The organism is Streptomyces sp. NPDC005774 (assembly GCF_042871645.1).
GTDB classification, from domain to species: domain Bacteria; phylum Actinomycetota; class Actinomycetes; order Streptomycetales; family Streptomycetaceae; genus Streptomyces; species Streptomyces pratens.
On sequence record NZ_JBIAIV010000001.1, the window covers coordinates 86,415 to 107,943 of the forward strand.

Annotated in this window: 15 protein-coding genes and 1 riboswitch; of the genes, 9 read left to right on the top strand and 6 right to left on the bottom strand. The window is 71.9% G+C overall.

From position 1 onward, the window contains the following. The first annotated feature begins 223 nt into the window (after positions 1–223). Entirely contained in the window at positions 224–2,278 is a 2,055-nt protein-coding gene (recQ, locus tag ACFYQA_RS00445; protein ID WP_388909479.1) for a DNA helicase RecQ, read from the top strand. Between the two features lie 74 nt (positions 2,279–2,352). Here the strand turns inward: recQ and ACFYQA_RS00450 are convergent, their stop codons facing one another. Beyond that, entirely contained in the window at positions 2,353–3,291 is a 939-nt protein-coding gene (locus ACFYQA_RS00450; RefSeq protein WP_388909482.1) for a M56 family metallopeptidase, read from the bottom strand. A gap of 331 nt (positions 3,292–3,622) precedes the next feature. Next, positions 3,623–4,849, bottom strand: a complete 1,227-nt coding sequence (fahA, locus tag ACFYQA_RS00455; protein WP_388909485.1) for a fumarylacetoacetase — start codon at positions 4,847–4,849, stop codon at positions 3,623–3,625. A 329-nt stretch (positions 4,850–5,178) separates the two neighbouring features. Between fahA and ACFYQA_RS00460 the strand changes: the two genes are divergently transcribed. From ACFYQA_RS00460 to ACFYQA_RS00480, 5 genes are all read left to right on the top strand, one after another. Then, the gene (locus tag ACFYQA_RS00460; RefSeq protein WP_388910262.1) at positions 5,179–6,432 is read left to right on the top strand and encodes a DegT/DnrJ/EryC1/StrS family aminotransferase; all 1,254 of its coding nucleotides are present in this window, start codon (positions 5,179–5,181) and stop codon (positions 6,430–6,432) included. Then, complete coding sequence (locus ACFYQA_RS00465; RefSeq protein WP_388909488.1) at positions 6,425–9,103, top strand: lipopolysaccharide biosynthesis protein; 2,679 nt, start codon at positions 6,425–6,427, stop codon at positions 9,101–9,103. Before ACFYQA_RS00460 ends, ACFYQA_RS00465 begins: the two co-directional genes overlap by 8 nt. Positions 9,104–9,340: 237 nt before the next feature. Continuing rightward, entirely contained in the window at positions 9,341–11,221 is a 1,881-nt protein-coding gene (locus tag ACFYQA_RS00470) for a glycosyltransferase (RefSeq protein WP_388909491.1), read from the top strand. Beyond that, on the top strand, positions 11,218–11,646 hold the full coding sequence (locus ACFYQA_RS00475; RefSeq protein WP_388909494.1) for a hypothetical protein: 429 nt from the start codon (positions 11,218–11,220) through the stop codon (positions 11,644–11,646). Before ACFYQA_RS00470 ends, ACFYQA_RS00475 begins: the two co-directional genes overlap by 4 nt. After that, a complete protein-coding gene (locus ACFYQA_RS00480) occupies positions 11,643–12,893 on the top strand; it encodes a glycoside hydrolase family 26 protein (RefSeq protein ID WP_388909497.1) in 1,251 nt (416 codons plus the stop codon). The genes ACFYQA_RS00475 and ACFYQA_RS00480 overlap by 4 nt, the downstream gene beginning before the upstream one ends. A 104-nt stretch (positions 12,894–12,997) precedes the next feature. On the opposite strand, the gene ACFYQA_RS00485 is transcribed toward ACFYQA_RS00480, so the two are convergent. The 3 genes from ACFYQA_RS00485 to ACFYQA_RS00495 all read right to left on the bottom strand — a co-directional run bounded on the left by ACFYQA_RS00485 (position 12,998) and on the right by ACFYQA_RS00495 (position 16,454). Continuing rightward, positions 12,998–13,753, bottom strand: a complete 756-nt coding sequence (locus ACFYQA_RS00485; RefSeq protein WP_388910265.1) for a polysaccharide deacetylase family protein — start codon at positions 13,751–13,753, stop codon at positions 12,998–13,000. A 116-nt stretch (positions 13,754–13,869) separates the two neighbouring features. Then, positions 13,870–15,264 carry a glycosyltransferase gene (locus ACFYQA_RS00490; RefSeq protein ID WP_388909500.1) on the bottom strand — a complete coding sequence of 465 codons (1,395 nt, stop codon included), beginning with the start codon at positions 15,262–15,264 and terminating at the stop codon, positions 13,870–13,872. 98 nt (positions 15,265–15,362) lie between these two features. Further along, a complete protein-coding gene (locus ACFYQA_RS00495; RefSeq protein ID WP_388909503.1) occupies positions 15,363–16,454 on the bottom strand; it encodes a GNAT family N-acetyltransferase in 1,092 nt (363 codons plus the stop codon). Between the two features lie 248 nt (positions 16,455–16,702). On the opposite strand from ACFYQA_RS00495, the gene ACFYQA_RS00500 reads away from it, so the two are divergent. Then, positions 16,703–17,572, top strand: a complete 870-nt coding sequence (locus tag ACFYQA_RS00500; RefSeq protein WP_388909506.1) for an HAD family hydrolase — start codon at positions 16,703–16,705, stop codon at positions 17,570–17,572. Positions 17,573–17,618: 46 nt separating this feature from the next. Here ACFYQA_RS00500 and ACFYQA_RS00505 read toward each other — a convergent pair whose 3' ends face one another. Then, a complete protein-coding gene (locus ACFYQA_RS00505) occupies positions 17,619–18,107 on the bottom strand; it encodes a transglycosylase SLT domain-containing protein (RefSeq protein WP_388909509.1) in 489 nt (162 codons plus the stop codon). Between the two features lie 5 nt (positions 18,108–18,112). After that, positions 18,113–18,280, bottom strand: a riboswitch (cyclic di-AMP (ydaO/yuaA leader). A gap of 638 nt (positions 18,281–18,918) precedes the next feature. Between ACFYQA_RS00505 and ACFYQA_RS00510 the strand changes: the two genes are divergently transcribed. After that, positions 18,919–19,929, top strand: coding sequence for a polyprenyl synthetase family protein (locus ACFYQA_RS00510; RefSeq protein WP_388909512.1), 1,011 nt, complete (start codon positions 18,919–18,921; stop codon positions 19,927–19,929). A 308-nt stretch (positions 19,930–20,237) separates the two neighbouring features. Further along, positions 20,238–21,485 (top strand): outer membrane lipoprotein carrier protein LolA, encoded by a 1,248-nt coding sequence (locus tag ACFYQA_RS00515; RefSeq protein WP_388909515.1) that lies wholly within the window; start codon positions 20,238–20,240, stop codon positions 21,483–21,485. The last annotated feature ends 44 nt before the right edge of the window (positions 21,486–21,529 follow it).

The window sequence follows — 21,529 nt, forward strand, 5'->3', positions numbered from 1 at the left end:
GGGGTGTGGTCGGTCGTGGCGGTCGGTCACGGTTGTTCGGAGGGTGACAGGCCCGTGAACGCCGATGTGCCGATGTGATTGATGCGGGGCCCTGTGGAAACGTCCGGGGTGGCGGTCTGTGGACAACGCCGGGGATGTCGGTGGAGGCGCCTATCGTGGACGCAGTGGTCGAGAGCGGCCGCAGTGGACGCGGCGGCCGCACGTGGTCGTACGGGGCGGGACGATGGGTGGGACGGGCGGTAGTGGTGGGATGGCAGTGATGGAGAGCGAGGCGCTGGCGGCGCTGCACCGGGTGTTCGGATTTGACGCCTTCCGTGGTGAGCAGCAGGCGGTGATCGAACATGTGATCGCGGGCGGGGACGCCGTGGTGCTCATGCCGACCGGTGGCGGCAAGTCGCTGTGCTACCAGATTCCGGCCCTGGTCAGACCGGGTACGGGGGTCGTCGTCTCGCCGCTGATCGCGCTGATGCAGGACCAGGTGGACGCGTTGCGGGCGCTCGGCGTGCGCGCCGGGTTCATGAACTCCACGCAGGACTTCGAGGAGCGGCGCGTCGTCGAGGCCGAGTTCCTCGCCGGTGAGCTGGACCTGTTGTATCTCGCGCCGGAGCGGCTGCGGCTGAACAGCTCGCTGGAGCTGCTGTCGCGGGGGAAGATCTCCGTCTTCGCGATCGACGAGGCGCACTGCGTGTCCCAGTGGGGGCACGACTTCCGGCCGGACTACCTCTCCCTGTCGCTGCTCGGCGAGCGCTGGCCGGACGTGCCCCGGATCGCGCTCACCGCGACGGCCACGCACGCCACGCACCAGGAGATCACCGAGCGGCTGGCCATGCCGGACGCCCGGCACTTCGTGGCGAGCTTCGACCGCCCCAACATCCAGTACCGGATCGTTCCCAAGGCCGACCCCAAGAAGCAGCTGCTGAGCTTCCTGCGAGAGGAGCACCCGGGCGACGCGGGCATCGTCTACTGCCTCTCCCGCAACTCCGTGGAGAAGACCGCCGAGTTCCTCAGTCGCAACGGCGTCGAGGCGGTGCCGTACCACGCGGGACTGGACGCGGGGACGCGTGCCGCGCACCAGTCCCGCTTCCTGCGGGAGGACGGCCTGATCGTGGTGGCGACCATCGCCTTCGGCATGGGAATCGACAAGCCGGACGTCCGTTTCGTCGCCCACCTCGACCTGCCCAAGTCCGTCGAGGGCTACTACCAGGAGACGGGCCGTGCGGGCCGCGACGGTCTGCCGTCCACGGCCTGGATGGCGTACGGCCTCAACGACGTCATCCAGCAGCGCAAGCTGATCCAGTCGGGCGAGGGCGACGAGGCCTTCCGGCGCCGGGCCGGCCAGCACCTGGACGCGATGCTCGCCCTGTGCGAGACGGTCCGGTGCCGGCGAGGACAGCTCCTGGCCTACTTCGGCCAGGACAACCCCGACCCGGCGGGCTGCGGCAACTGCGACTCCTGCCTCACCCCGCCGGAGACGTGGGACGGCACCGTCGCGGCTCAGAAAGTGCTCTCGACGGTGGTCCGGCTGCAGCGGGAGCGCGGGCAGAAGTTCGGCGCGGTGCAGATCGTGGACATCCTGCTGGGCAAGCGCACGGCCAAGGTCATCCAGTTCGACCACGACCAGCTCTCCGTGTTCGGGATCGGCGACGATCTGGAAGAGAGCGAATGGCGGGGCGTCGTCCGGCAACTGCTGGCCCAGGGGCTGCTCGCGGTCGAGGGGGACTACGGCACGCTGGTGCTGACCGAGGCCAGCGGTACCGTGCTGCGGCGCGAGCGGGAGGTGCCGCTGCGCAAGGAGCCGAAGAAGCCGGCGACCTCCCGGTCGGGAGCCTCCGGGTCCTCGGGCTCGGGGAAGGGAAAGGCCAAGGCCGCGGCGGCCGAGCTGCCCGAGGAACTCCTCCCGGCCTTCGAGGCGCTGCGCGCCTGGCGTGCCGAACAGGCCCGCGAGCAGGGCGTCCCCGCGTACGTCATCTTCCACGACGCCACGCTCCGCGAGATCGCCACGATCTGGCCCGGCTCGGTCGCCGAGCTCGGCGGGATCGGCGGAGTGGGCGAGAAGAAGCTCGCGACGTACGGGGAGGGCGTGCTGGGGGTGCTCGGGGCGCTGGGCGGGCCGCAGGGTGGAGCACCGGCTGGATCATCGGCCGGGACGCAGGGCTCAGGTCCGGCCGAGGGGAGCGGCGCCGGCAGCGGGAGCGCCGGGCGGGAGCGCGCAGGGTCGGTGTCCGACGACGACTGGCCGGAGATGGACGCCGAGCCGGAGCCCGAGGACTGGATGTAGCCGTCAGCCGTCAGCCGTCAGCCGTCAGCCGTCAGCTGTCAGCCGTCAGGCGCCGGCTGTCCGGCTTCTGACGGCTATGGCAGGGCGGTGAGGCCCGGGGCGAAGGTGATCAGGAGGGGGAGGAGAGGGACCAGGGCTGCCGCTGTCGTCGTCAGGGCGCGGTCGCGGCGGCCGAGGCGGGGCGGGGGCTTCAGGAGGCGGTCGACGCGCTCGCCGAGCAGGCGGTGGCTGGAGGCGCAGGACAGGACGCCTCGGTGCTGGTTGAGCTCGATCAGTGCCAGGGCCGTGGTCAGGTGGCCGCAGCGGCGGGAGGCGGTGTCGTCGGCGGCCAGTTCGACCAGGCGGTGGGTCTGGTCGCAGAAGTGGGCGAAGAGCGGGACGCGGGAGAAGCCGGTGGCCAGGGCGGTGGAGAGGTGCAGCAGCCAGTTGTGACGGGCGCGGGCGTGGCCGTGTTCGTGGGTGAGGACGGCATCGATCTGGTGGTCGGTGAGGCGGCGCAGGGCGCCGGTGGTGACGATCAGCTGGGGCGGGCTGCCCGGCATCCACCAGGCGTCCGGGTACTCGTCCTCGAGTACCAGCAGGGGGCCGCGGGCCGCGGGGAGTCCGGCGGGCAGGTCGGGGGCGCGCTCCCGCAGATGCGCCCGTGCCCGGGCCCGGCGCCGGCGGGCGTCGACCAGTTCACGTCCGAGCATGGCCGTGGTCCAGGCCGCGCCGCAGGCCAGCAGCACGGTGAGGGCGGCCGTCCAGGGCGGGGCGGCGGACAGGTCGTACGCCGCGGTCACCGCGGGCGGGGCAGGGGCGAAGAGCTGGGCGCGGACCGTGCCGAAGACGGCCGCGGCGGCCAGGGCCAGGGCGGTCACGCAGCACAACAGGACCGTGGCGACCAGACACTGCCAGACCCACAGGGCGACCACCGGCTCCCGCTCCGGCCACTTCGCCCGGGTCAGCGCACGGGGCACGGGCCTGGCGGCCGTCACGGCGACAATGCTCAGCAGGAGCAGGCAGAGGGTCATGCCACGGGCTCCGGATCCTGTGAGAAGAGGGAAGCTTCGGACGTACGTGCGGAACGTGTGTGCGGGACGTGCGTGCGGTGCGGGCCCGGCATGACGTGCGGAGGGCATGAGGCGCGCGCCGCGTGCTGCGCAACGTGCGGGGTACGTGTGGAGCGGAATGTGCGGTGCGGGACGTGCGGGAGCCGCACACCGCTCGACACCACATAAGTATGACGGCGAAGGACGGTGCGAGGCAGGGGCGGGTGTGGACCGGACGGCTTCGACGACGTAGCCCGCGGGCCGTCCCTCGGGGCCGGCCCGTCAGGTCGGCTCCGAGGAACGGCTCGTGGAGTCAGCTCACGGGGTCGGCCCGTGGGGTCACCCGTCCCGTGACCTCGCCGAGGCCGACGCGGACTCCGCCCGGGCCCGGGGCCCAGGCCGACAGGGTCACCACGTCGCCGTCCTCCAGGAAGGTCCTCTTGCCGTCGGGGAGTTCGAGGGCGTCGCGACCGTTCCAGGTCAGTTCCAACAGGGACCCGCGCTGTCCCTCGGCGGGGCCGCTCACCGTGCCGGAGCCGTAGAGGTCGCCGGTGCGCAGGGAGGCGCCGTTCACGGTCATGTGGGCGAGCTGCTGGGCAGCCGTCCAATACATCGTGGAGAAGGGGGGTTCGGAGACGACGTGCCCGTTGACGGCCACGGAGATCCGCAGGTCGTAACCGCCGGGTTCCTCGTCCGTGTCGTCCAGGTACGGCAGCAGCGCGTGGGTGCGCTCCGGCGGCGCCACCCGGGCCTCCTCCAGGGCGTCCAGCGGGGTGATCCAGGCCGCCACCGAGGTGGCGAAGGACTTGCCGAGGAACGGGCCGAGGGGGACGTACTCCCAGGCCTGGACGTCGCGTGCGGACCAGTCGTTGAGGAGGCAGAGGCCGAAGACGTGATCGCGGAAGCCGCCGAGCGGCACCGGCCGGCCCAGCTCGGACGGCGCCCCGACCACGAAGCCGACCTCGGCCTCGATGTCCAGCCGCACCGACGGGCCGAAGACCGGGGCGGGATCGGTGGGCGCCTTGCGCTGCCCCGAGGGGCGTACGACATCGGTACCGGACACCAGCACCGTGCCGGAGCGGCCGTGGTAGCCGATCGGCAGGTGCTTCCAGTTCGGGGTGAGGGAGTCGGCGGCGTCCGGGCGGAAGATCCGGCCGACGTTCCGGGCGTGGTTCTCGGAGGCGTAGAAGTCGACGTAGTCCGCGACCTCGAAGGGGAGGTACAGGGTCACCGACGACAGCGGGTGGAACAGCGGCTCGACGGTCTCCCGGTGCGCCGGCACGGTCACCCAGGCGGTGAGGGCGCGCCGGATGTCCGACCAGGCCGTACGGCCCGCCGCCAGCAGCGGGTTGAGCGTCGGACGGGCGAGCAGGGAGGCGTACGGGGAACCCAGGGCGTGTGCGGCCGCGCCGGCGTCGAGGACGTGGTCGCCGAGCCGGACGCCCACCCTCCGCTCCGACGAGCCGGGGGGCGAGAACACGCCGTACGGCAGATTGTGCGGACCGAAGGGATCGCCCTCGGGGGCATCGAAGGGGGGCATCGGGTGCTGCCTCACTTTCGTGTGCGCAGGTGCTCCACGTATCCGTGGTCGTGCCACACGTTACGGGTGTCGCGGTGGTCTTGGGCAGAGGCGGAAGGGCAGGTCCGGGGTGCGGGAGGCGTGTGCGTCCTGGACGGCCCGACGCGCGCGCTGCTCCCCCTCGCGTACCGGAAGTCGTCCACAGGGCGGATACGCAATCTTGACGGAGCGGTGCGAACAGGGCGACTCTGGGCGGGTGCCGGAAGGCCTCGGGGAGGGGGCGTTCCGATGGCACAACAGGGGGACGGATGGCCATTGGGGAGGCCGGTCCGGGATCGGCGCGTTCCGGCATGCGGCCGAAGAGGCTGGAAGATGCCATGCGCGACCGGCTCGGCCGGGAATGTGTGTATGTGCCGTCATGCAGGTTCGGGCTGTTCGTGGCGCTGCGCCACTGGTGCCCGCCGGGCGGCAGGGTGCTGATGTCGCCGGTCAACGACGACGTCATCTTCTTCGTGGTGCTCGCGGCGGGCCTGCGTCCGGTGCAGGCGCCGCTCGACCCGTTCGACGCGTCCATCGACATCGACGCGGTGCCGGACGAGACATGGGGATCGCTGTCCGCCGTACTGACCACGAACCTGTACGGCAACCCGGATCCGGCACCCGAACTGCGTTCCCGCTGCGATGCGTTGGGCATCCCGTTGTTCGAGGACGGGGCACACGCCATCGGCAGCGAGGTCGGCGGGCGGCCGGTCGGGGCCTGGGGTGACGCCTCCGTTTTCAGCCTTTCCAAGCATGCCGGCGCCCAGACGGGGGGCATCCTCGCGCTGGCCGACCCGGACCGGAGCACGGCGGTGCGGGAGGCCTGCGCCGAACTGCTCGTCCCGCGGCGCACGGCATCCGAACTCGCCTACGCGGTACGGCCGTACGCCGAAGCCGCCGTGCGGCGACTGGGGCTGCGCCGGGCCGCCTGGGCCACGATGGGGCTGCTGGGGCTGACGGAGCGCGAGGGGATCCGGATGCCGCTGCGTCCGGACGCGCTGGCCGGTGCCGTGCGCTCCGCGCCGGACCTGGGTGCGCACGACCCCTGGGTGCGGGTCGACATGCACGACTACCGGCTGGAGCCCGGCCCCGTACGGTTGCGCCGTGTCCACCGCAGTCTCGGGCGGCTGGACGACGTCTTACGGGCCTCACGGGCGGGCACGGAACTGCTGCTGTCGACGCCGTGGGCCCGTCCGCCGGCGGACGGCACGGTACAACCGCTGTTCCGGGTGCCCCTGCTGGTGGCGGACCGGGACGCGGCGATCGCGGCACTGGCCCGGCGCCGCATCGTGGTCGGCTACCTCTACGACCCGCCCCTGGACGACTATGCGGGAGCAGCGTTCACGGACCCGTCGCCCGCCCCCGGGAACGCCCGCTGGTTCGCGCGGCACGCGCTGCCGGTGGACCCGCTGCGGGCGCGTGAGGCGGCAGAGGCGCTGGAACGGTCCGGAGCACAGCCGGCCGAGCCACCGGAGGCACCGGAGCCACCGGAGGCATCGGCGTCACAGCCACCGGAGCCGCCGAAGGGGGCCGCGGCGAGAGGACCGGGGCCGCCTCGTGGCTGAGATCCAGGTGCACGAGCCCGCCGCGGTGCGCACAGGCGGCGGACCCGGACCTGCCGACGACGAACCCGGCTCCGACAGCTCCGACTCGCTGTTCAAGAACGCCTACTTCCTGATGCTCAGCACCGGCGTGTCCGCCGTCCTCGGGCTGGGCTTCTGGCTCGTGGCCGCGCGCTACTACTCCGAGGACGCGGTCGGCCAGGGCTCCGCGGCCATCGCCGCGATGCGGCTGCTCGCCAGCATCACCGCGACCACGATGATCGGTGCCGTGGTCCGCTTCGTGCCGCGTGCCGGGCGCGAGACCGGGCGCCTGGTGTGGGGCGTGTACGGGGCGAGTTCAGTGGTCGTCGCGCTGGCCGCGGGTGTCTTCCTGCTCACGCTCGACCTGTGGGGCGCGTCGTACGAGCCCCTCGGGGCCCCGCTGGCGGGCGCGCTGTTCGTCGCGGCGTGCGTGGCGTGGGCGCTGCTCACCCTGCAGGACGGAGTGCTCACGGGCCTGCGCAGGACCGCGTGGGTGCCCGTCGGGAACGCCGTCTTCTCCACCGGGAAGCTGGTCCTGCTGGCCGTCTTCGCGAGCGCGCTGCCCGTGCTGGGCATCTTCGTGTCCTGGGCCGTCGCGATCGCGTTCTCCACGCTGCCGCTCGGCTGGCTGATCTTCCGCCGGCTCATTCCGCGTCAGGCCGCCGCCGACCGCGACCGGGAACCGCCCAGGATCCGTGACATGGGCCGTTTCCTCGCCGGTGACTCGCTCGGCGCGCTGTTCAGCCTGGCGATGATCAACCTCCTGCCGGTGATGGTCGCGGTCCGCTTCAGCGCCGCCGAGAACGGCTACTTCTACGTGGCGTACACCGTCGGCGGAACCATGGAGTTCATGGCCATCAACATGGCCGCGTCGCTCACCGCCCACGCCTCGCACGACCCGCGCCGGCTCGCGGACGGGGTCCGCGGGGCGCTGCGCCGGATGACGCTGCTGCTGGTGCCGGTGGTTCTGGTGCTGGTGGTCTTCGCGCCGCTGATCCTCACGCCGTTCAGCGCGGACTACGCCGAGCACGGCTCGATGGTGCTGCGGCTGCTCGCGCTCGGGGCGCTGCCCCGGGTGGTCGTGGAGCTGTACATCGGGGTGCTGCGGGTGCAGGGGCGCACCGGTGTGCTCGCGATGCTCCAAGGGAGCATGTGTGTGCTGGTCCTGGGCAGCGCGACCGTGCTGTTCACTCCGGCGGGCATCGCGGGCGCCGGGTGGGCGGTGCTGATCGGCATGACGGTGGTCGCCGTCGTCTCGGTGTTCGGCCTGCGCTCGGCGCTGCGCGACACGCGCGACGGGCTCGGTGGGTTCGGTGGGCATGGCGGGCTCGTCGACCGGACGGGTGGGGCCGGTGGCAAGGACGGTACGACGAGTACGACGAGCGGGACGGGGCGGACGGGGGGCGTATCGGCCGGTCCCGCGTACGGCACGCGCTGGGCGCAGCTGAACGCCACCGCCGGGTACGGCACGGGCTGGGCCCGCCGGGCCGCCTACGAGGACGAGGGCCGGGAACAGGACGACGCGGACACCGTCACACTGTTCATCGGCCGCCCCGGTTACGAACGGGAGGCCCTCCAGACGGACACGATGGCGTTCATCGTCCGGCCCCGCCCCATGGACGTGACCCCCGAGCCGCACGCGGCCCCCGAGCCGGGTGGGGGACCGGACCGGGACTCCGAGCCGGTTACGGACGCGGGCGCCGGTGCGGGCGTCGGTCCGAACGCCGAGCACGGGGGGCACCCGGGTGCCGACGCGCACGAGCGCGCGACCGAGGGCGGTCAGGAGGCCGGCGAGCACGCGGGGCCCACTCCACGGGACGCACACGCACACGCACACGCACCGGTCCGGGACGAGGCACCGCACGAACGCGGCGAGCGCGATGGGCAGGACGAACAGGGTGAAGAGGGCGGGGGCCGGGACGAGGCGGGTGCCGCCGAAGCGTCCGCGAGCACGGCCGGCCGTGTCGCCCCGTCGCCGGCCGGTCACGGGTCCGACCGACGGCTGCGGGACGTCCTCTGGGGGTTGTTCGGACTCGCCACCGTCGCCTTCTGGGCGTCGGCACGCCCACTGCACCGGCTCGGCGGACCGTCGCCGGAGGGACAGGGCGAACTGACGGGACGGCAGTTGCTGGAAGAGCTGCCGCTCGTGGCGCTCGCGGCGGGCGGCGTGCTGCTCCTGGTCTTCGTCGCCGCGGTGACGCTGTGCACGGCGCCCGACCCCTGGCTCCCCGGTACCGCGCTGGGTTCGGCCCTGCTCGCCCTGTATGCCGCACCGGTCGCGCTCGGCCGGGAACCCTCGCCGGTGGGCGGGGCGTGGTACGTCCGGGCGGCCGAACTCCTCGCGGACGCGGTGGGAACAGACGGGCCGGAGCCGCTGCTGCGCTGGACGCCGCCGGTGTGTCAGTTGCTGTGCCTCGTCACGCTGTGGCTGCTGCTCGAGCGGGTGGGCGGCGGCCGGCTGTCCTGGCCGGGGCGCTGGGGGGCGCTGTACCTCCTCGCCGTGGCCGGCTGGGTATGGCGGGACGCGCTCGCCTCCGTGTCACCGCCGCTGCTCGCCGCACTGCTTCTGCTGCTGCTCCTTCTCCGACTTCCGCCGCTCCGCCGTGCCGTACCGGCGGCGGGGCTGCCCGACCACAGACAACCGAACGGCTGAACCAGCGAACGAACCAAGCTTTTGGAGCCGAACCGCCAGGGGGGAACCACCGTGCGTCCGCCAGCCACTCCACGCGAGAGATCCGCGTCCGCGCCCGCACCAGAGAGCACATCGGCGCCCGTCACCCCTGCGGACACCTCCGGGGGTACCTCTGTGGGCACCCCCGTGGAACCGCCTTCGCGGACGGAGTCGCGGACCCACCCCTCCTCGGAGTCGTCGACCCCGGCCCATGAACCCGTGACGGATCTTTCCGACCTGCCGCCCTTCTGGTCCGCGCGCCGTACCCTCGCGCTCTGGCCCACCCTGCCGCTGCTCGCGGCGCTCGCACTGTGGCTGTACGCGGTACGGCACACCGATGTGTCGCGGCTCGACGACTACGGCCTGGTCACCGCGCTCCACCCGAGCTTCTGGGCCGGCCTCGCCGTCCTCACCACCGGCTTCTGGTTCACGGTCCGGGACCGTCGCCGGCCCGGCGGCTGGTCGGCGGCGTACGTGGTCGGTCTGCTGGTGATGGAGCGGGCCACGCAGGCCGTGCTCTATCCGACCCCGCTGTACGCCTGGGCGTGGAAGCACGACGGTGTCATCGACCACCTGCTGACCGCCGGCGGGCTCCAGACCGCCGACCAGATCGGTGACATGGCGGTCTACGACCAGTGGCCGGGCTTCTTCGCCGCGCAGGCGGCGCTGGTGCGGCTGCTGGGCGTGGACTCGGCCGCGATGTACATGGCGTGGTGGCCGCTGGCGTCCAGTCTGCTGCTGCTGTTCCCGCTGCTGCTGATCTACCGCACCTTCACCGAGGACCGACGGCTGATCTGGACCGCGGTCTGGCTCTTCTTCGTCGCCAACTGGGTGGGCCAGGACTACTTCTCCCCGCAGTCCGTCGCCTTCGCGCTGCACCTCGGAGTGCTGGCCGTGGTGCTGCGCCGGTACGGCCGTTCCGGCGCGGGTGGCGGCAGTGTGCGGCGGGGGCAGGCGGTCTGGACGATCGTGCTCACCGTGCTGGTGATGGCGATCGTCATCTCGCACCAGCTCACCCCGGCCATGCTGGTCGTGTCGCTGCTCGCGCTGGTCCTGCTCCGCCGCCACCGGGACTGGGTGCCGGTGGCCACCACGGTCGTCATCTTCCTGGCCTGGTGCGCGACGGCCGCGCTGCCCTTCCTGTCCGCCGCGCTGCCGGAGATGATCCGCGCCGTGGGTGACGTCGGCGGCAACGTCGAGAGGGGGTACGGTGCCACCCCGACCGGTGCCGGCGCGATCGCGACCTCGTGGGCGGCGAGGCTGCTCTCGGGCTCCGTCCTGCTGCTGGCGGCGGCCGGACTCTGGCGGCAGCCCGTACTGCGGTACCGCGCGATGCCGCTGCTGGTGATCACGGCGGCACCGCTGCCGATGTTCGTCGCGAGCAGCTATGGCAGCGAGATGATCTTCCGGGTCCTGATGTTCATGCTGCCCGGCGTCGCCCTCTTCGCCGCCGCCGCACTGTCGCCCAAGGTGCGTACCCTCGCCGCCGCGGAGGCGGCGGCGGAGAGCAGAGTCCGCCGGAGGGCCGAGCCGCCCGCGCGCCGCGGCATCGGCGCCCGGTTCCGCGCCGGCTTCGGCATCAGGTTCTGGGGCCCACTGCCCGTGCTGCTCGCCGGGACCCTGGCGTTCGTCCCGAGCTACTCGGGCAAGGACCGGATCAACTACTTCCCACCGCAGGAGGTGGCCCTGGTGGGGCAGCTCTTCGACGAGGCCCCCGAGGGCTCGCTGGTCGTCGCCGCCAACCGCAACTACCCGCTCGCCTATGCCTCGTACGGAAGCATCGACCACTACTGGTTCCTCGAGGACGACCGGAGCCACGTCGACGAGATCGTCCGGGACCCGGCCGGCACCCTCGCCACCGACATGGCGGGAGTGGACCGCCCGAGCCGGGCCTACTTCCTCTTCACCCAGGGCCAGTTGGCGAACTCCGAAATGAACGGTCAGCTCACCGGAACCCAGTTGAACAGCGTTCTGGAGTCCGTCGCCGCGTCCCCGCGGTTCCGGCTGGTGACAGAGAACAGCGCGGGGGCGGTCTACGAACTGAGACAACCGGAAGAAGCAGAGGGGACAGAGGTAGAAGAAGGGGGAGGGAAGCGATGACACCGCAGGATCTCGTGATCCGGATGCTCCCGCCGTTCGCCGGCTGGCTGGCGCTCGCCGCGCTCGCCCTGCCCGGCGGTTCGCCGCTGCGCGGGGCGGCCGTCGTCGTCTTCCTGGCGGCGGGGCCGGGCACGGCCCTGGTCGGTCTCTGTGGTCCCGTGCTGCGCGTGCGGTCCGCACGGGGTCCCGTCGAGCGGCGCGACCCCGGCTTTGTCCGCCACTCCGACCTGCTGGAACGGATGATGCTGGCCGTTTTCGTCAGCGTCGCCGCGGTGATGATCGTCGCGACGGTGCTGATCGCCACGCACACCTTCAGCGCCCAGCGGGTACTGCTGGCCCTGACCCTGCTGACCACGCTCGCCGCGTTCTGCCCGCGGCTGCGTGCCTCCCCGCCGTCGAGGACACCGAAGGGTTCCGTCCTGTGAGGTTCGCCCGCCCTCTCCGCCGCATCACCGCCGCCCTGCGCGGTGTTCGCCAGGGAACCGGCCCGACCACCGGCCCGTTGACTACCGGCCGCTCGACCACCGGCCCTCCTGCCGGCCCCGAATTCCGCGCAGACACGGGCGGCACCGGCGGCGCCGGCAGCACGGCAATCGGCCGGCGCCGCAAGCCGAAGGACGGGCGGCCGGCCGCGAGCCGCCGGCGGGCGCTGATCACCTCGGCCGCGGTCGTCTGCGCGGTACTGGTCGCCGTACTCGCGCTGCGGAACGCCTCGGAGACCTCCGGGACGGACGAGGAATGCCGGCCCACGGAACTGCTCGAACCACCCTGCGGCGCCTGGTTCGGAGCCTTTGTGCCGCACGAACGGGCCAACCTGGAGGAGAAGGTGAAGGCCTACGAGGAGAAGGTGGGCCGCAAACTCGACATCGTCTACACGTACCACGACATGTCCCTGTCCGAAGGAACCCGCAGGGAAGGGCGGTTGCTGAGTCCGGAGGAGCAACGGGTCGGTGAGGATCACATGTTGCTGCTGTCCTGGGAGAGCAAGTGGTGGGGCGGCACGAAGGGGCAGCAGCCGAGGTGGGCGGAGATAGCCGCCGGCGACCTGGACGCGACCGTGATCGACGTCCAGGCACAGCGCATCAAGGACTACGGGCAGCGCACGGGAAAGAAGGTCTTCCTCTCCTTCGACCTCGAAATGGACACGCGCACCCCGGCCAACGGCACCCCGGCCCAGTACGTGCAGGCGTACCGGCACATCCACGACCGGTTCCGGGAGCTCGGCGTGGACAACGTGGTGTGGACCTGGATCATCACCGGCTACCTGAACCACGGAGACCTGTTCAAGGGCATGTATCCGGGGGACGAGTACGTCGACTGGATCGGCTACAACCAGTACAACTACTACCGCTGCCACAAGACGGAGTGGCTGACCTTCGAGCAGACCCAGACGGCCACGCACGAGTGGATACGCGAGAACATCTCCGCCGACAAGCCGCTGATGCTCTCCGAGTTCGGCAGCGCGGTCGACTCCACCCGGCCGCAGCGGCAGGCCGAGTGGTACGCACAGGTGCCGCCCGTGCTGAAAGGGCTGGAGGGCGTCAAGGCCGCGCTCCAGTGGAACTACCGCGACCCCGGGCCGCACTGCAACCTGGCCGTGGCCGACGAGGCGGCGTGGGAGAGCCTGCGCGAGGTGGCGGCCGACCCGTACCTGAACCAGCCGACGAAGTGACCGGGCGGGCGGCCGCGACCGCCCGCCCACCTGCCCGCCCGCACGCCTACCCGCCCGCACGCCCACCCGCCCGATCCGTTCGCTCTGCCGTATCGGCCCGTGAGTCAGCCCGCGAACTCCGGCCCACGGACCGCTGCCCGGGTGTACCGGTACCACCGCCAGGCGATCGTCTTCGGGCCGTCGCGGTAGGGGGCGACGCGGGCGCCGTTGCCCGCCAGCCAGGCCCTGACGTCGGCGACGGTGTGACCGCGGCGGACGATGAGCCGGGCGATGCGGTAGCGCTCGTCCCGCTCCGAGCTCAGCGCGTGCCGTACCGCGGTCGCCGTCTCGTACCCGGCGCGGGACGCCATGGCCCTCACCCGGGGGCTGTTGTAGCCGTGCGGGTAGGCGAGATGGGGCACCGGGTGGCCGAGGGCGTCCTCCAACACGGCTTTGGAATCGAATAGTTCGGCGCGCAGTTGTTTCCCGGTCAGCGTGTCCAACTGGGCGTGGCTGACCGTATGGCTGCCGATCTCCATACCGGAACGCTCCAGCTCCGTCACCCGGTCCAGGGTCATCATCGGCGCCGGCGGCAGCAGGCTGCGGCCGCCCGGGGTGATGGCGCCGGTGGTGAGGTACGCGGTGGCCGGCAGGGAGCGCCGGGCCAGGAGGTCTGCGGTGGGACCGGGCAGGTCGGCGAAGCCGTCGTCGAAGGTGAGGAGCACCGGCCGGGGCGGAAGGGGCGCCCTCCCGGCGAGATGGCCGGCGAGGGTGCTGATGGTGACGGGGGTGCGGCCACTGTCTTCGAGGGCGTCGAGATGCGCCGCGAACTCTCTTGGCGTGACGGTGAACTCGGCGATCCAGTCGGGCGGGTCGTCCATCACGGCGTGGTAGAGGAACACCGGGATGGCCGGACGCTTCGTGTCCTCCCCGCCGTCCTTGTCCCCCGATCCGTCCCGGGCTCTTCGCATCGCCGGATCCTGCGGGGACGACGCCGTCATCGCGCACCCCTGGTCGTCCGGCCGTCGGGGGACACCTTCCCCGACGTACCGCCCGCCGCCCGCCGGGCCCGCAGATAGCCGATGGGGCCGTACAGCATCCCCTTGCGCTGCAGCCGTGAGAGGCGGCGCGGCCAGGGGTGGGTGGTGCGGGTGTCGTGGTCGCCCGGAGCGGCTGAACCGCCCCCGGTGTGCCCGGTGTCGCTGGCGTCCCCGGTCTCCCGTACGGCGGTGAGGCCGCGGGCGTGGGACAGGCCGCGGGGCAGCCGGGCGAGGAACGCGGGCAGCAGCGCGGGCCGGTTGACCAGGATCGCGGTGAGGTAGGCGGTGAGGCCGGCGCCGTAGCCGAACGCCTGGCTCTCCAGATCGGCCCAGGTCTCCCGGTGGTGGTGCCACACCAGCGCCCGGGGCGTGTAGTGGAGCCGGTGCCCCTGGGCGAGGACCCGGACGAACCCGTACAGGTCGTCGCCGCCCCGGGCGAGTGTCCCGGCGCCGGTGGCCGGGTCGAAACCGCCGACCGCGCGCAGCACCTCCGTACGGAACGCCATGTTCGCCCCGGAGCCGAACCGGCCCGCGGTGAAGGGGAACAGCGGTTCGTCGCGGGGCGGGTTCCGCGGGTCGTACGTCGTCGGCGTGAACCCCTTCGCGAAGCCGCCGTGGCTCTCCAGCAGGACCTGGGCCGGGGTGCGCAGCCGGGCGGGCAGGATCAGGCCGGTGGCGCAGCCGAGTTCCGGGTCGGTGGCGAAGGGCGCGGTCAGCCCGGTGAGCCAGCGGGCGTCGGCGACGACGTCGTCGTCGGTGAACGCGATCACCTCGCCCAGGGCGTGGGCGAGCCCGGTGTTGTGCGCGGTCGCGAGCCCGGGGACCGGCTCGCACACGTACCGCACGCGCTCCCCGTACTTCCGGTGCACCAGGTCGCGTGTCTCGTCCGTCACGGGCGTGTTGTCGACGACGACGATCTCGAAGTGCGGATGGTCCTGCGCGAGGAGCGAGTCGAGGGCGCGGGCGAGCTGTCCGGCCCGCTCCCGGGTGGCCACGACGACCGAGGTGAAGGGTGGCGGCACGGTGCTCTCCACGGCCGCCTCCGTCGTGCCGGGACCTCGCCCTTGCGCCTGGACTTGCGCCTGGACTTGCGCCTGGACCTGCGCCTGCCGTGCGAGCGCCGCCAGGACCGTCGTCGGATCGGCCCCCTCCGGGACCCTTCCCAGCAGTGTGCCCACCGGCAGGCCGTCTCTCCTGACCAGCAGGAACACCTCGCCGTGCGTCACCGGCGGGCTGCCCGGACCGGGTTTCAGGACGGTCTCCTCACCGTTCAGGTCCAGTTCGGCGACCTGAACCGCGCCGATGTCCAGGAACCGCCGTATCTCCTCCTGCGTACGCGCTGTGCGGGACATGAGCCCTCCCTCCTCACGAACGGTTGAACCATCGAACCGGCGAACGGTTGTCGCGAGCTGCCGTTGCCGTCCCCAGCGGTTCTCGCGGCCGGGACCCCTCACGGCCGGCGCAGCCGCGCCGTCCCCTTCAAGGTCCGCGACGCCAGCGAGGCGAGACGCGGCCGGGCGACGACGAAGCCGTGCGCGCGGCGGGCGGGCTCGCGGCGCAGCAACTGAAGTGCGGCGCCCAGGCCCGGACGCGTCGCCTCCCCTTCGTAGACGGCGCGTTCGCCCGTCTTCAGGGAGTCCTTGTACTCGGCCGGGCCGCGGCCCATGTCGAGCAGGCCGATGCCCTCGCCGGCCGCCGCCTCGGCCATCCGCAGATGCAGCACGAGTCCCGGCGAGAACTTCGCGAACTCCGGTTCGTACGCCGGGAACCAGCAGGCCAGCACCGAGGCCGAGCGCAGGCCGAAGTGGGCGGCCACGGGACGGTCCCCGGCGTACAGGACGGACAGCGTGCCCGTGCACTCCGGAGCCCGGGTCCCGGCCAGATGGCCCACGAGCCGGGTGATCCACTCCTGCGCGAACCGGTCGCGGCGCCCGGTCCTGCGGTACTGCGCCGACTTCCACCCGATGAGCGCGCGGAGCGCGGCCGGGTCGCGTTCGTCGAACACGAACCGCACCGGTCCGGCCTGCCGGCCGAGCCGGCGCTCCTTGGCCAGGGTGGTCTTCAGGAACTTCGGCGACTGGGCGCGCAGCACGGTCTCGTAGGTCTCGTACCCCTTCTCCACGTCGATGACGAAGGTGGCGTGCTCCTCGGCCGCGTGCGGGACGAACAGGGCCTGGTCCGCCTCCAGGTTGTCGAAGGCGAAGCTCGACACCGAACAGGCACGCAGCAGTTCATCGGTCGCCGGCGCCAGACCCGGCCTCAGGACGGCGCCCTGGCAGTCCGAGACGCCGAGCCCGATCGCCCGGCCCTGCCCCAACGCACCCCGCTCGTACGGCAGAAATCCGGCCGGCTCGGCGGACGCCCCCTCGTACAGCACCGCGACCCGGGCCTGCGGCCGCACCCGCGACACGGCGGTGGCGAACTCCGGTTCCATGAAAGGGCTGCGCGGCGCCTCCGTCGCGGCGCGCAGCTCGCGCCACCGTTCCCGCTCTCCCTCGCCGAGCTCCTCGAGCCTCAGCACACGCGTGCGTCCACTGCTCACCTGACCCCCCGATCAAGTCCCCCCTGGACACTTGGAAGGTACCGCCCAAGACCACGAGGGCGGTAGGTAGCGGAGCATGTTGTTGCCAAGTGGTGCAGAGGCCGCAGATGGCGCCCGGGGCACCCGCGCCTCGGGCACCCGCGCCTCTGGTGGAGCGGGCCGGGTGGAGCGGGCCGGGCCGGGTGAACCGGGCCGGGTGGGCTCGGGCGTGGTGAGTCGGGCGGGTGCGGTATCCGTATTCTCTGATCATGGCCGCACCCACCGATTGCTCGCTCATCGCCACCGACCTGGACGGGACGCTGCTGCGCGGCGACGACACCCTCTCCGACCGCTCCCTCGCCGCGCTGGCGCTGGCGGCGCGGGCCGGTGCCCGGCACCTCGTGGTGACGGGGCGCCCGGCGCCCAGAGTGCGGCCGCTCCTGGACGACCTGGGGGCCACCGGGCTCGCGGTGTGCGGACAGGGCGCGCAGGTGTACGAGGCCGGTACGGACCGGCTGCTGTGGTCGGTCACCCTGGACCGGGAACTGGCGGAGACCGCACTGGGGAAGATCGAGGCCGAGGTCGGGGAGCTGTACGCCGCGGTCGACCAGGACGGGGTGGACGGACTCACCCTGATCGAACCGGGCTATCTGATGCCGCACCCGACGCTGCCCGCCGTGCGGGTCGAACGGCGGGACGATCTGTGGGTCCGGCCGATCAGCAAGGTGCTGCTGCGCCATCCCCACCTGACCGACGACGAGTTGGCGGCGACGGCCCGTTCGGTGGTCGGCTCGCTGGCCACGGTCACCATGTCGGGTCCGGGCACCGTGGAACTCCAGCCGTGCGGTGTGACCAAGGCGACCGGTCTCGCGCTGGCCGCCGAGCACCTGGGGCTGGAAGCCGGGCGGACCGTCGCCTTCGGCGACATGCCCAACGACATCCCGATGTTCGACTGGGCGGCCCACGGAGTCGCCATGGCCAACGCGCACCCCGAGCTCAAGGCGGTGGCCGACGAGGTCACCACGTCGAACGAGGACGACGGCGTGGCCGTCGTCCTCGAGCGGTTGTTCGGCGGAACGGAGCCGCACGTGCACCCGCACGTGCTGCCCCGCCCCTGGTCCGGGAGGGTGTCCCGGTAGGCCTCGGTGCCGTCGGTGTTCCGGCGTCCCGATGGGCCCGGGTGTCTCAGTAGGCGCCGAAGACGTTGTCGATGGAGCCGTAGCGGTCCGCCGCGTAGTTGCAGGCCGCCGTGATGTTCGCGACCGGGTCGAACGGGTCGAAGGTCGTGCCGGGCACGTGGTAGGCCTGGAAGGTCGGGTCGATGACCTGGAGCAGGCCCTTCGACGGGGTGCCGGCCACGGCGTTGGAGTCCCACAGGTTGATGGCCTGCGGGTTGCCGGACGACTCGCGCAGGATGTTGCGGTGGATGGAGTCGTAGCTGCCGGGGATGCCGTGCTGTGCCATGACGGACAGCGACTCGCGGATCCAGCCGTCGAGGTTGTCCGGGTACGCGGTCACGGAGCCGGCGCCGGACGTCGCGGCAGCGGCGGGCGTGGCGGCGGAGGCGGCGGTGGCGCCGAACAGCGGGAGGGCGACTGCCACGACGCCGGCGACGGCGAGGGAGCGGACGAGGCGGGAGCGGCCGAAGCGGCGGGGCGAACCGGATGCGGTCATGTCTGTGTTCCTCTCCTACGCCTGCGAGGTGAGCTGTCGGGTTCGGGCGGGAGAGTGCCCGGCCGTGCCCCTGCGGGCATGGCTTCACCCCGAGCCGTTCCGGGTGCGAACCGGTCCGGCGGCTTACCTGGGTCCCCCGCTCCTGCCGTGCGTGAGTTCATCGATGGGTGGCGCGGGCGGTGGCAGGATTCGGCGTCCGCCCGACAGGCCGGGAACGTATGCGAGTGCACTTGTCGGAAACAAGTGCAACCGTCACGGATCACGCTGTTTGATCTTGTATCCGGGCGTTTGCGGCACTTGGCCCTTTGCGGATGCCAAGAGTCAACTCGCTTTCGGGGCAAGGGGAATCGCCGACGGGTGTGAGGGGTGGGTGTGCCGGGGGGTGCGTGACTCACTTCACTGGCCGCACGGCGCGTTCGCATTTGCCACCAGGAGGGATTTACTTGGCAATTGCGGCAAATCGTGCGCCTGGGCGGGCAGGATGGTCCGGGTGTCGGACCGCGTGCTGGATCGCGTGTCGGATCATGGTTCGGATCGTGGTTCGGGGTGCGTCCCGAGGGTGGGTCGTCACGCCCGAAAGGCGAGGAATATCCTTTGTTACCAACTGATCAGAAACGATCTGGTTGTGATCCGATATCGGAGGGTGCCGTGAGACGCCGTGCACGCGTGCGCAGGTGAGTCTGGGGAATGTGGGTGCTGGCGGTGATCGAAACATGACCGGATACGCTGACTCGAGTGATGTCAGCGACCTATCGACAGACTGTGCAAGACGTCTAAGCGCCAGTGGACACCAGCAGACAGGAGACCTCTCGTGACCGTCGTCGGGCCGTTCGGGCTGAGCGTGCGGGACCAGGCTCTGGAAGCCGATGTCCAGGCCGGGATGACGGCTGTCGAGGAGGGGCTGCTCGAGGCCACCAAGAGTGAGGTGCCCTTCATCACGGAGGCCGCCCAGCACCTGGTGCGGGCCGGGGGCAAGCGGTTCCGGCCGCTGCTCGTGATGCTCTCCGCCCAGTTCGGCGATCCCTACGCGCCCGGCGTCGTGCCGTCCGCCGTGGTCGTGGAGCTGACCCACCTGGCCACGCTGTACCACGACGACGTGATGGACGCCGCCGCCGTACGGCGTGGGGTGCCCAGCGCCAACACCCGTTGGGGTAACTCCGTCGCCGTCCTCACCGGTGACTTCCTCTTCGCCCGCGCCTCGCACATCCTGGCCGACCTCGGACCGGAGGCCGTACGGGTGCAGGCCGAGGCGTTCGAGCGACTGGTCACCGGTCAGATCCTGGAGACCGCGGGGCCGCAGGACGGCCGGGACCCGGTCGACCACTACCTGGACGTCCTCAGCGGAAAGACCGGCTCGCTGGTCGCCGTCTCCTGCCGGTTCGGCGCCATGATGGCCGGGGCCGACGACACCGTCGTGGACGTGCTGACCCAGTACGGCGAGCGCCTCGGGGTCGCCTTCCAGTTCGCCGACGACGTACTGGACATCGCCTCCGACTCCCACGAGTCCGGCAAGACCCCGGGCACCGACCTGCGCGAGGGCATCCCGACCCTGCCCGTGCTGCGGCTGCGCGAGCGGACGGCCCGGCTGGGACTGGCCGAGGACATCGCCCTGTGCGAGTTGCTGGACTCCGACCTCACCGACGACGACCGGCACGCCGAGGCGCTGCGGCTGCTGCGCGCCCACCCCGCGCTGGAGCAGGCCCGCCGGGACACCGTGCGCTATGCGGAAGAGGCGCGCTCGACGCTGGCTCCGTTGCCGGAGTGCGAGTCGAAGACGGCCCTGGTCGAGCTGTGCGACGCGGTGGTGCACCGGGCAGGCTGACCCGCCTGCCGTCCCTGTCCGCCGCTTCGGGTTCCCCCGCCATCGACCCGCATCGGTCGTCGCCGGCCCTTACCGCAGTTCCCCCCGACCCCTACTGGTCGGGAGGCGGAACATCGCCCCGTGTCATACCGCAGCAGTACACGGAGTTGAGTCCGGGGTCTGACGCATCTGCCCGTCTGGTTTGGTCAGATGGAACACGACGGACATCACCACTCCTCACCGATTCGGGTGAGAATGGCGGCTCAGGGTGTGACTGGTGCGAGCGACACGAGACGCAGGCCGCCGCCGACCACGGAGGTAGGGCACACATGGCACCGTACGAATCCGACGACACGACGACCGCTCGTGAGGCCGGCGAGCCGGGCGCACGCCGGAGCAGGGCCGCGCGGTACATCGTCCCGGTCACGGTGATGGGAGTGGCGGCCGCGACCATCGGGCTCGTCCCCGCGCTCGCCGACTCCGGCGACCCGGACCTGCCGAAGATCACCGCAGCGCAGCTGATCGAGAAGATCGCCCAGTCGGATGTCGAGCAGCTCTCCGGCACCGTGAAGATCACCACTGACCTCGGACTGCCGGACCTCGGCGGCCTGGAGAGCAGCCTGACCTCCGGCGCCATGGGCCAGGGTGAGGACGGCGGTTCCTCCGCCGACCCGACGGCCAAGCTCACCGAGCTGGCTTCCGGCACGCACACCCTGCGCATCGCGGCCGACGGCCCCGACCGGCAGAAGGTGTCGCTGCTCGGGAACGCCTCCGAGTACAGCCTGATCCGCAACGGCAAGGACGTCTGGGGCTACGACAGCGAGTCCAACGAGGTCTTCCACAGCACCACCGAGGAGTCCGCCGGGGACAAGGACCGGGAGCGCCGGCCCCCGGCCACGCCCAAGGACTTCGCCGAGGAGGCGCTGAAGTCGGTCGACGACACCACGTCCGTCACCGTCGACGGCACCGCGCAGGTGGCCGGCCGGGACGCGTACAAGCTGGTCGTCAAGCCCAAGCAGTCCGGCTCCACGGTCGGTGCCATCAGCATCGCGGTGGACCACAGGACCGGTACGCCGCTGAAGTTCACGCTGACCCCGGCGAGTGGCGGTGCCGCCGTCGTGGACGTCGGCTTCACCAAGGTCGACTTCGACCGGCCGGCCGCGTCGACCTTCGACTTCACCCCGCCCAAGGGCGCCAAGGTGACCGAGGAGGGTGAGCTGGAGCGTGGTGAGAAGGGCAGCGTTGAGAAGGGCAGGGAGCACGGGAAGCCGGAGCGCGCCCCGAAGTCCGAGGAGGACCTGGCCAAGGGCCTCGACGGGCTGAAGGTGCTCGGTGAGGGCTGGAACTCCGTCGCCACCTTCGACACCGGCGGCGAGGGCGGTCTGCCGACCGGCTCCGGAGGCGGTGACCTCGACGGCTTCCTCGGCTCGCTCGGCGACCAGGTGAAGGGCGAGTTCGGCACGGGCACCGTGTTCAGCACCCGCCTGGTCAATGCCCTGTTCACCGAGGACGGCAAGGTCTACGTGGGCGCCGTCACCAAGGACGCGCTGGTGAAGGCGGCCAACGAGGGGAAGTAACCCGGGGAACGGCGCCAGGGGGACAGCACGAAGGGAACGAGGGA

What these genes read in the sequence shown, in the direction of transcription:
- recQ (WP_388909479.1), top strand. Translation starts at nt 224, where the DNA reads ATGGGTGGGACGGGCGGTAGTGGTGGGATGGCAGTGATGGAGAGCGAG.
- ACFYQA_RS00450 (WP_388909482.1), bottom strand. Translation starts at nt 3,291, where the DNA reads ATGACCCTCTGCCTGCTCCTGCTGAGCATTGTCGCCGTGACGGCCGCC.
- fahA (WP_388909485.1), bottom strand. Translation starts at nt 4,849, where the DNA reads ATGCCCCCCTTCGATGCCCCCGAGGGCGATCCCTTCGGTCCGCACAAT.
- ACFYQA_RS00460 (WP_388910262.1), top strand. Translation starts at nt 5,179, where the DNA reads ATGCGGCCGAAGAGGCTGGAAGATGCCATGCGCGACCGGCTCGGCCGG.
- ACFYQA_RS00475 (WP_388909494.1), top strand. Translation starts at nt 11,218, where the DNA reads ATGACACCGCAGGATCTCGTGATCCGGATGCTCCCGCCGTTCGCCGGC.
- ACFYQA_RS00485 (WP_388910265.1), bottom strand. Translation starts at nt 13,753, where the DNA reads ATGGACGACCCGCCCGACTGGATCGCCGAGTTCACCGTCACGCCAAGA.
- ACFYQA_RS00490 (WP_388909500.1), bottom strand. Translation starts at nt 15,264, where the DNA reads ATGTCCCGCACAGCGCGTACGCAGGAGGAGATACGGCGGTTCCTGGAC.
- ACFYQA_RS00500 (WP_388909506.1), top strand. Translation starts at nt 16,703, where the DNA reads ATGGCCGCACCCACCGATTGCTCGCTCATCGCCACCGACCTGGACGGG.
- ACFYQA_RS00505 (WP_388909509.1), bottom strand. Translation starts at nt 18,107, where the DNA reads ATGACCGCATCCGGTTCGCCCCGCCGCTTCGGCCGCTCCCGCCTCGTC.
- ACFYQA_RS00515 (WP_388909515.1), top strand. Translation starts at nt 20,238, where the DNA reads ATGGCACCGTACGAATCCGACGACACGACGACCGCTCGTGAGGCCGGC.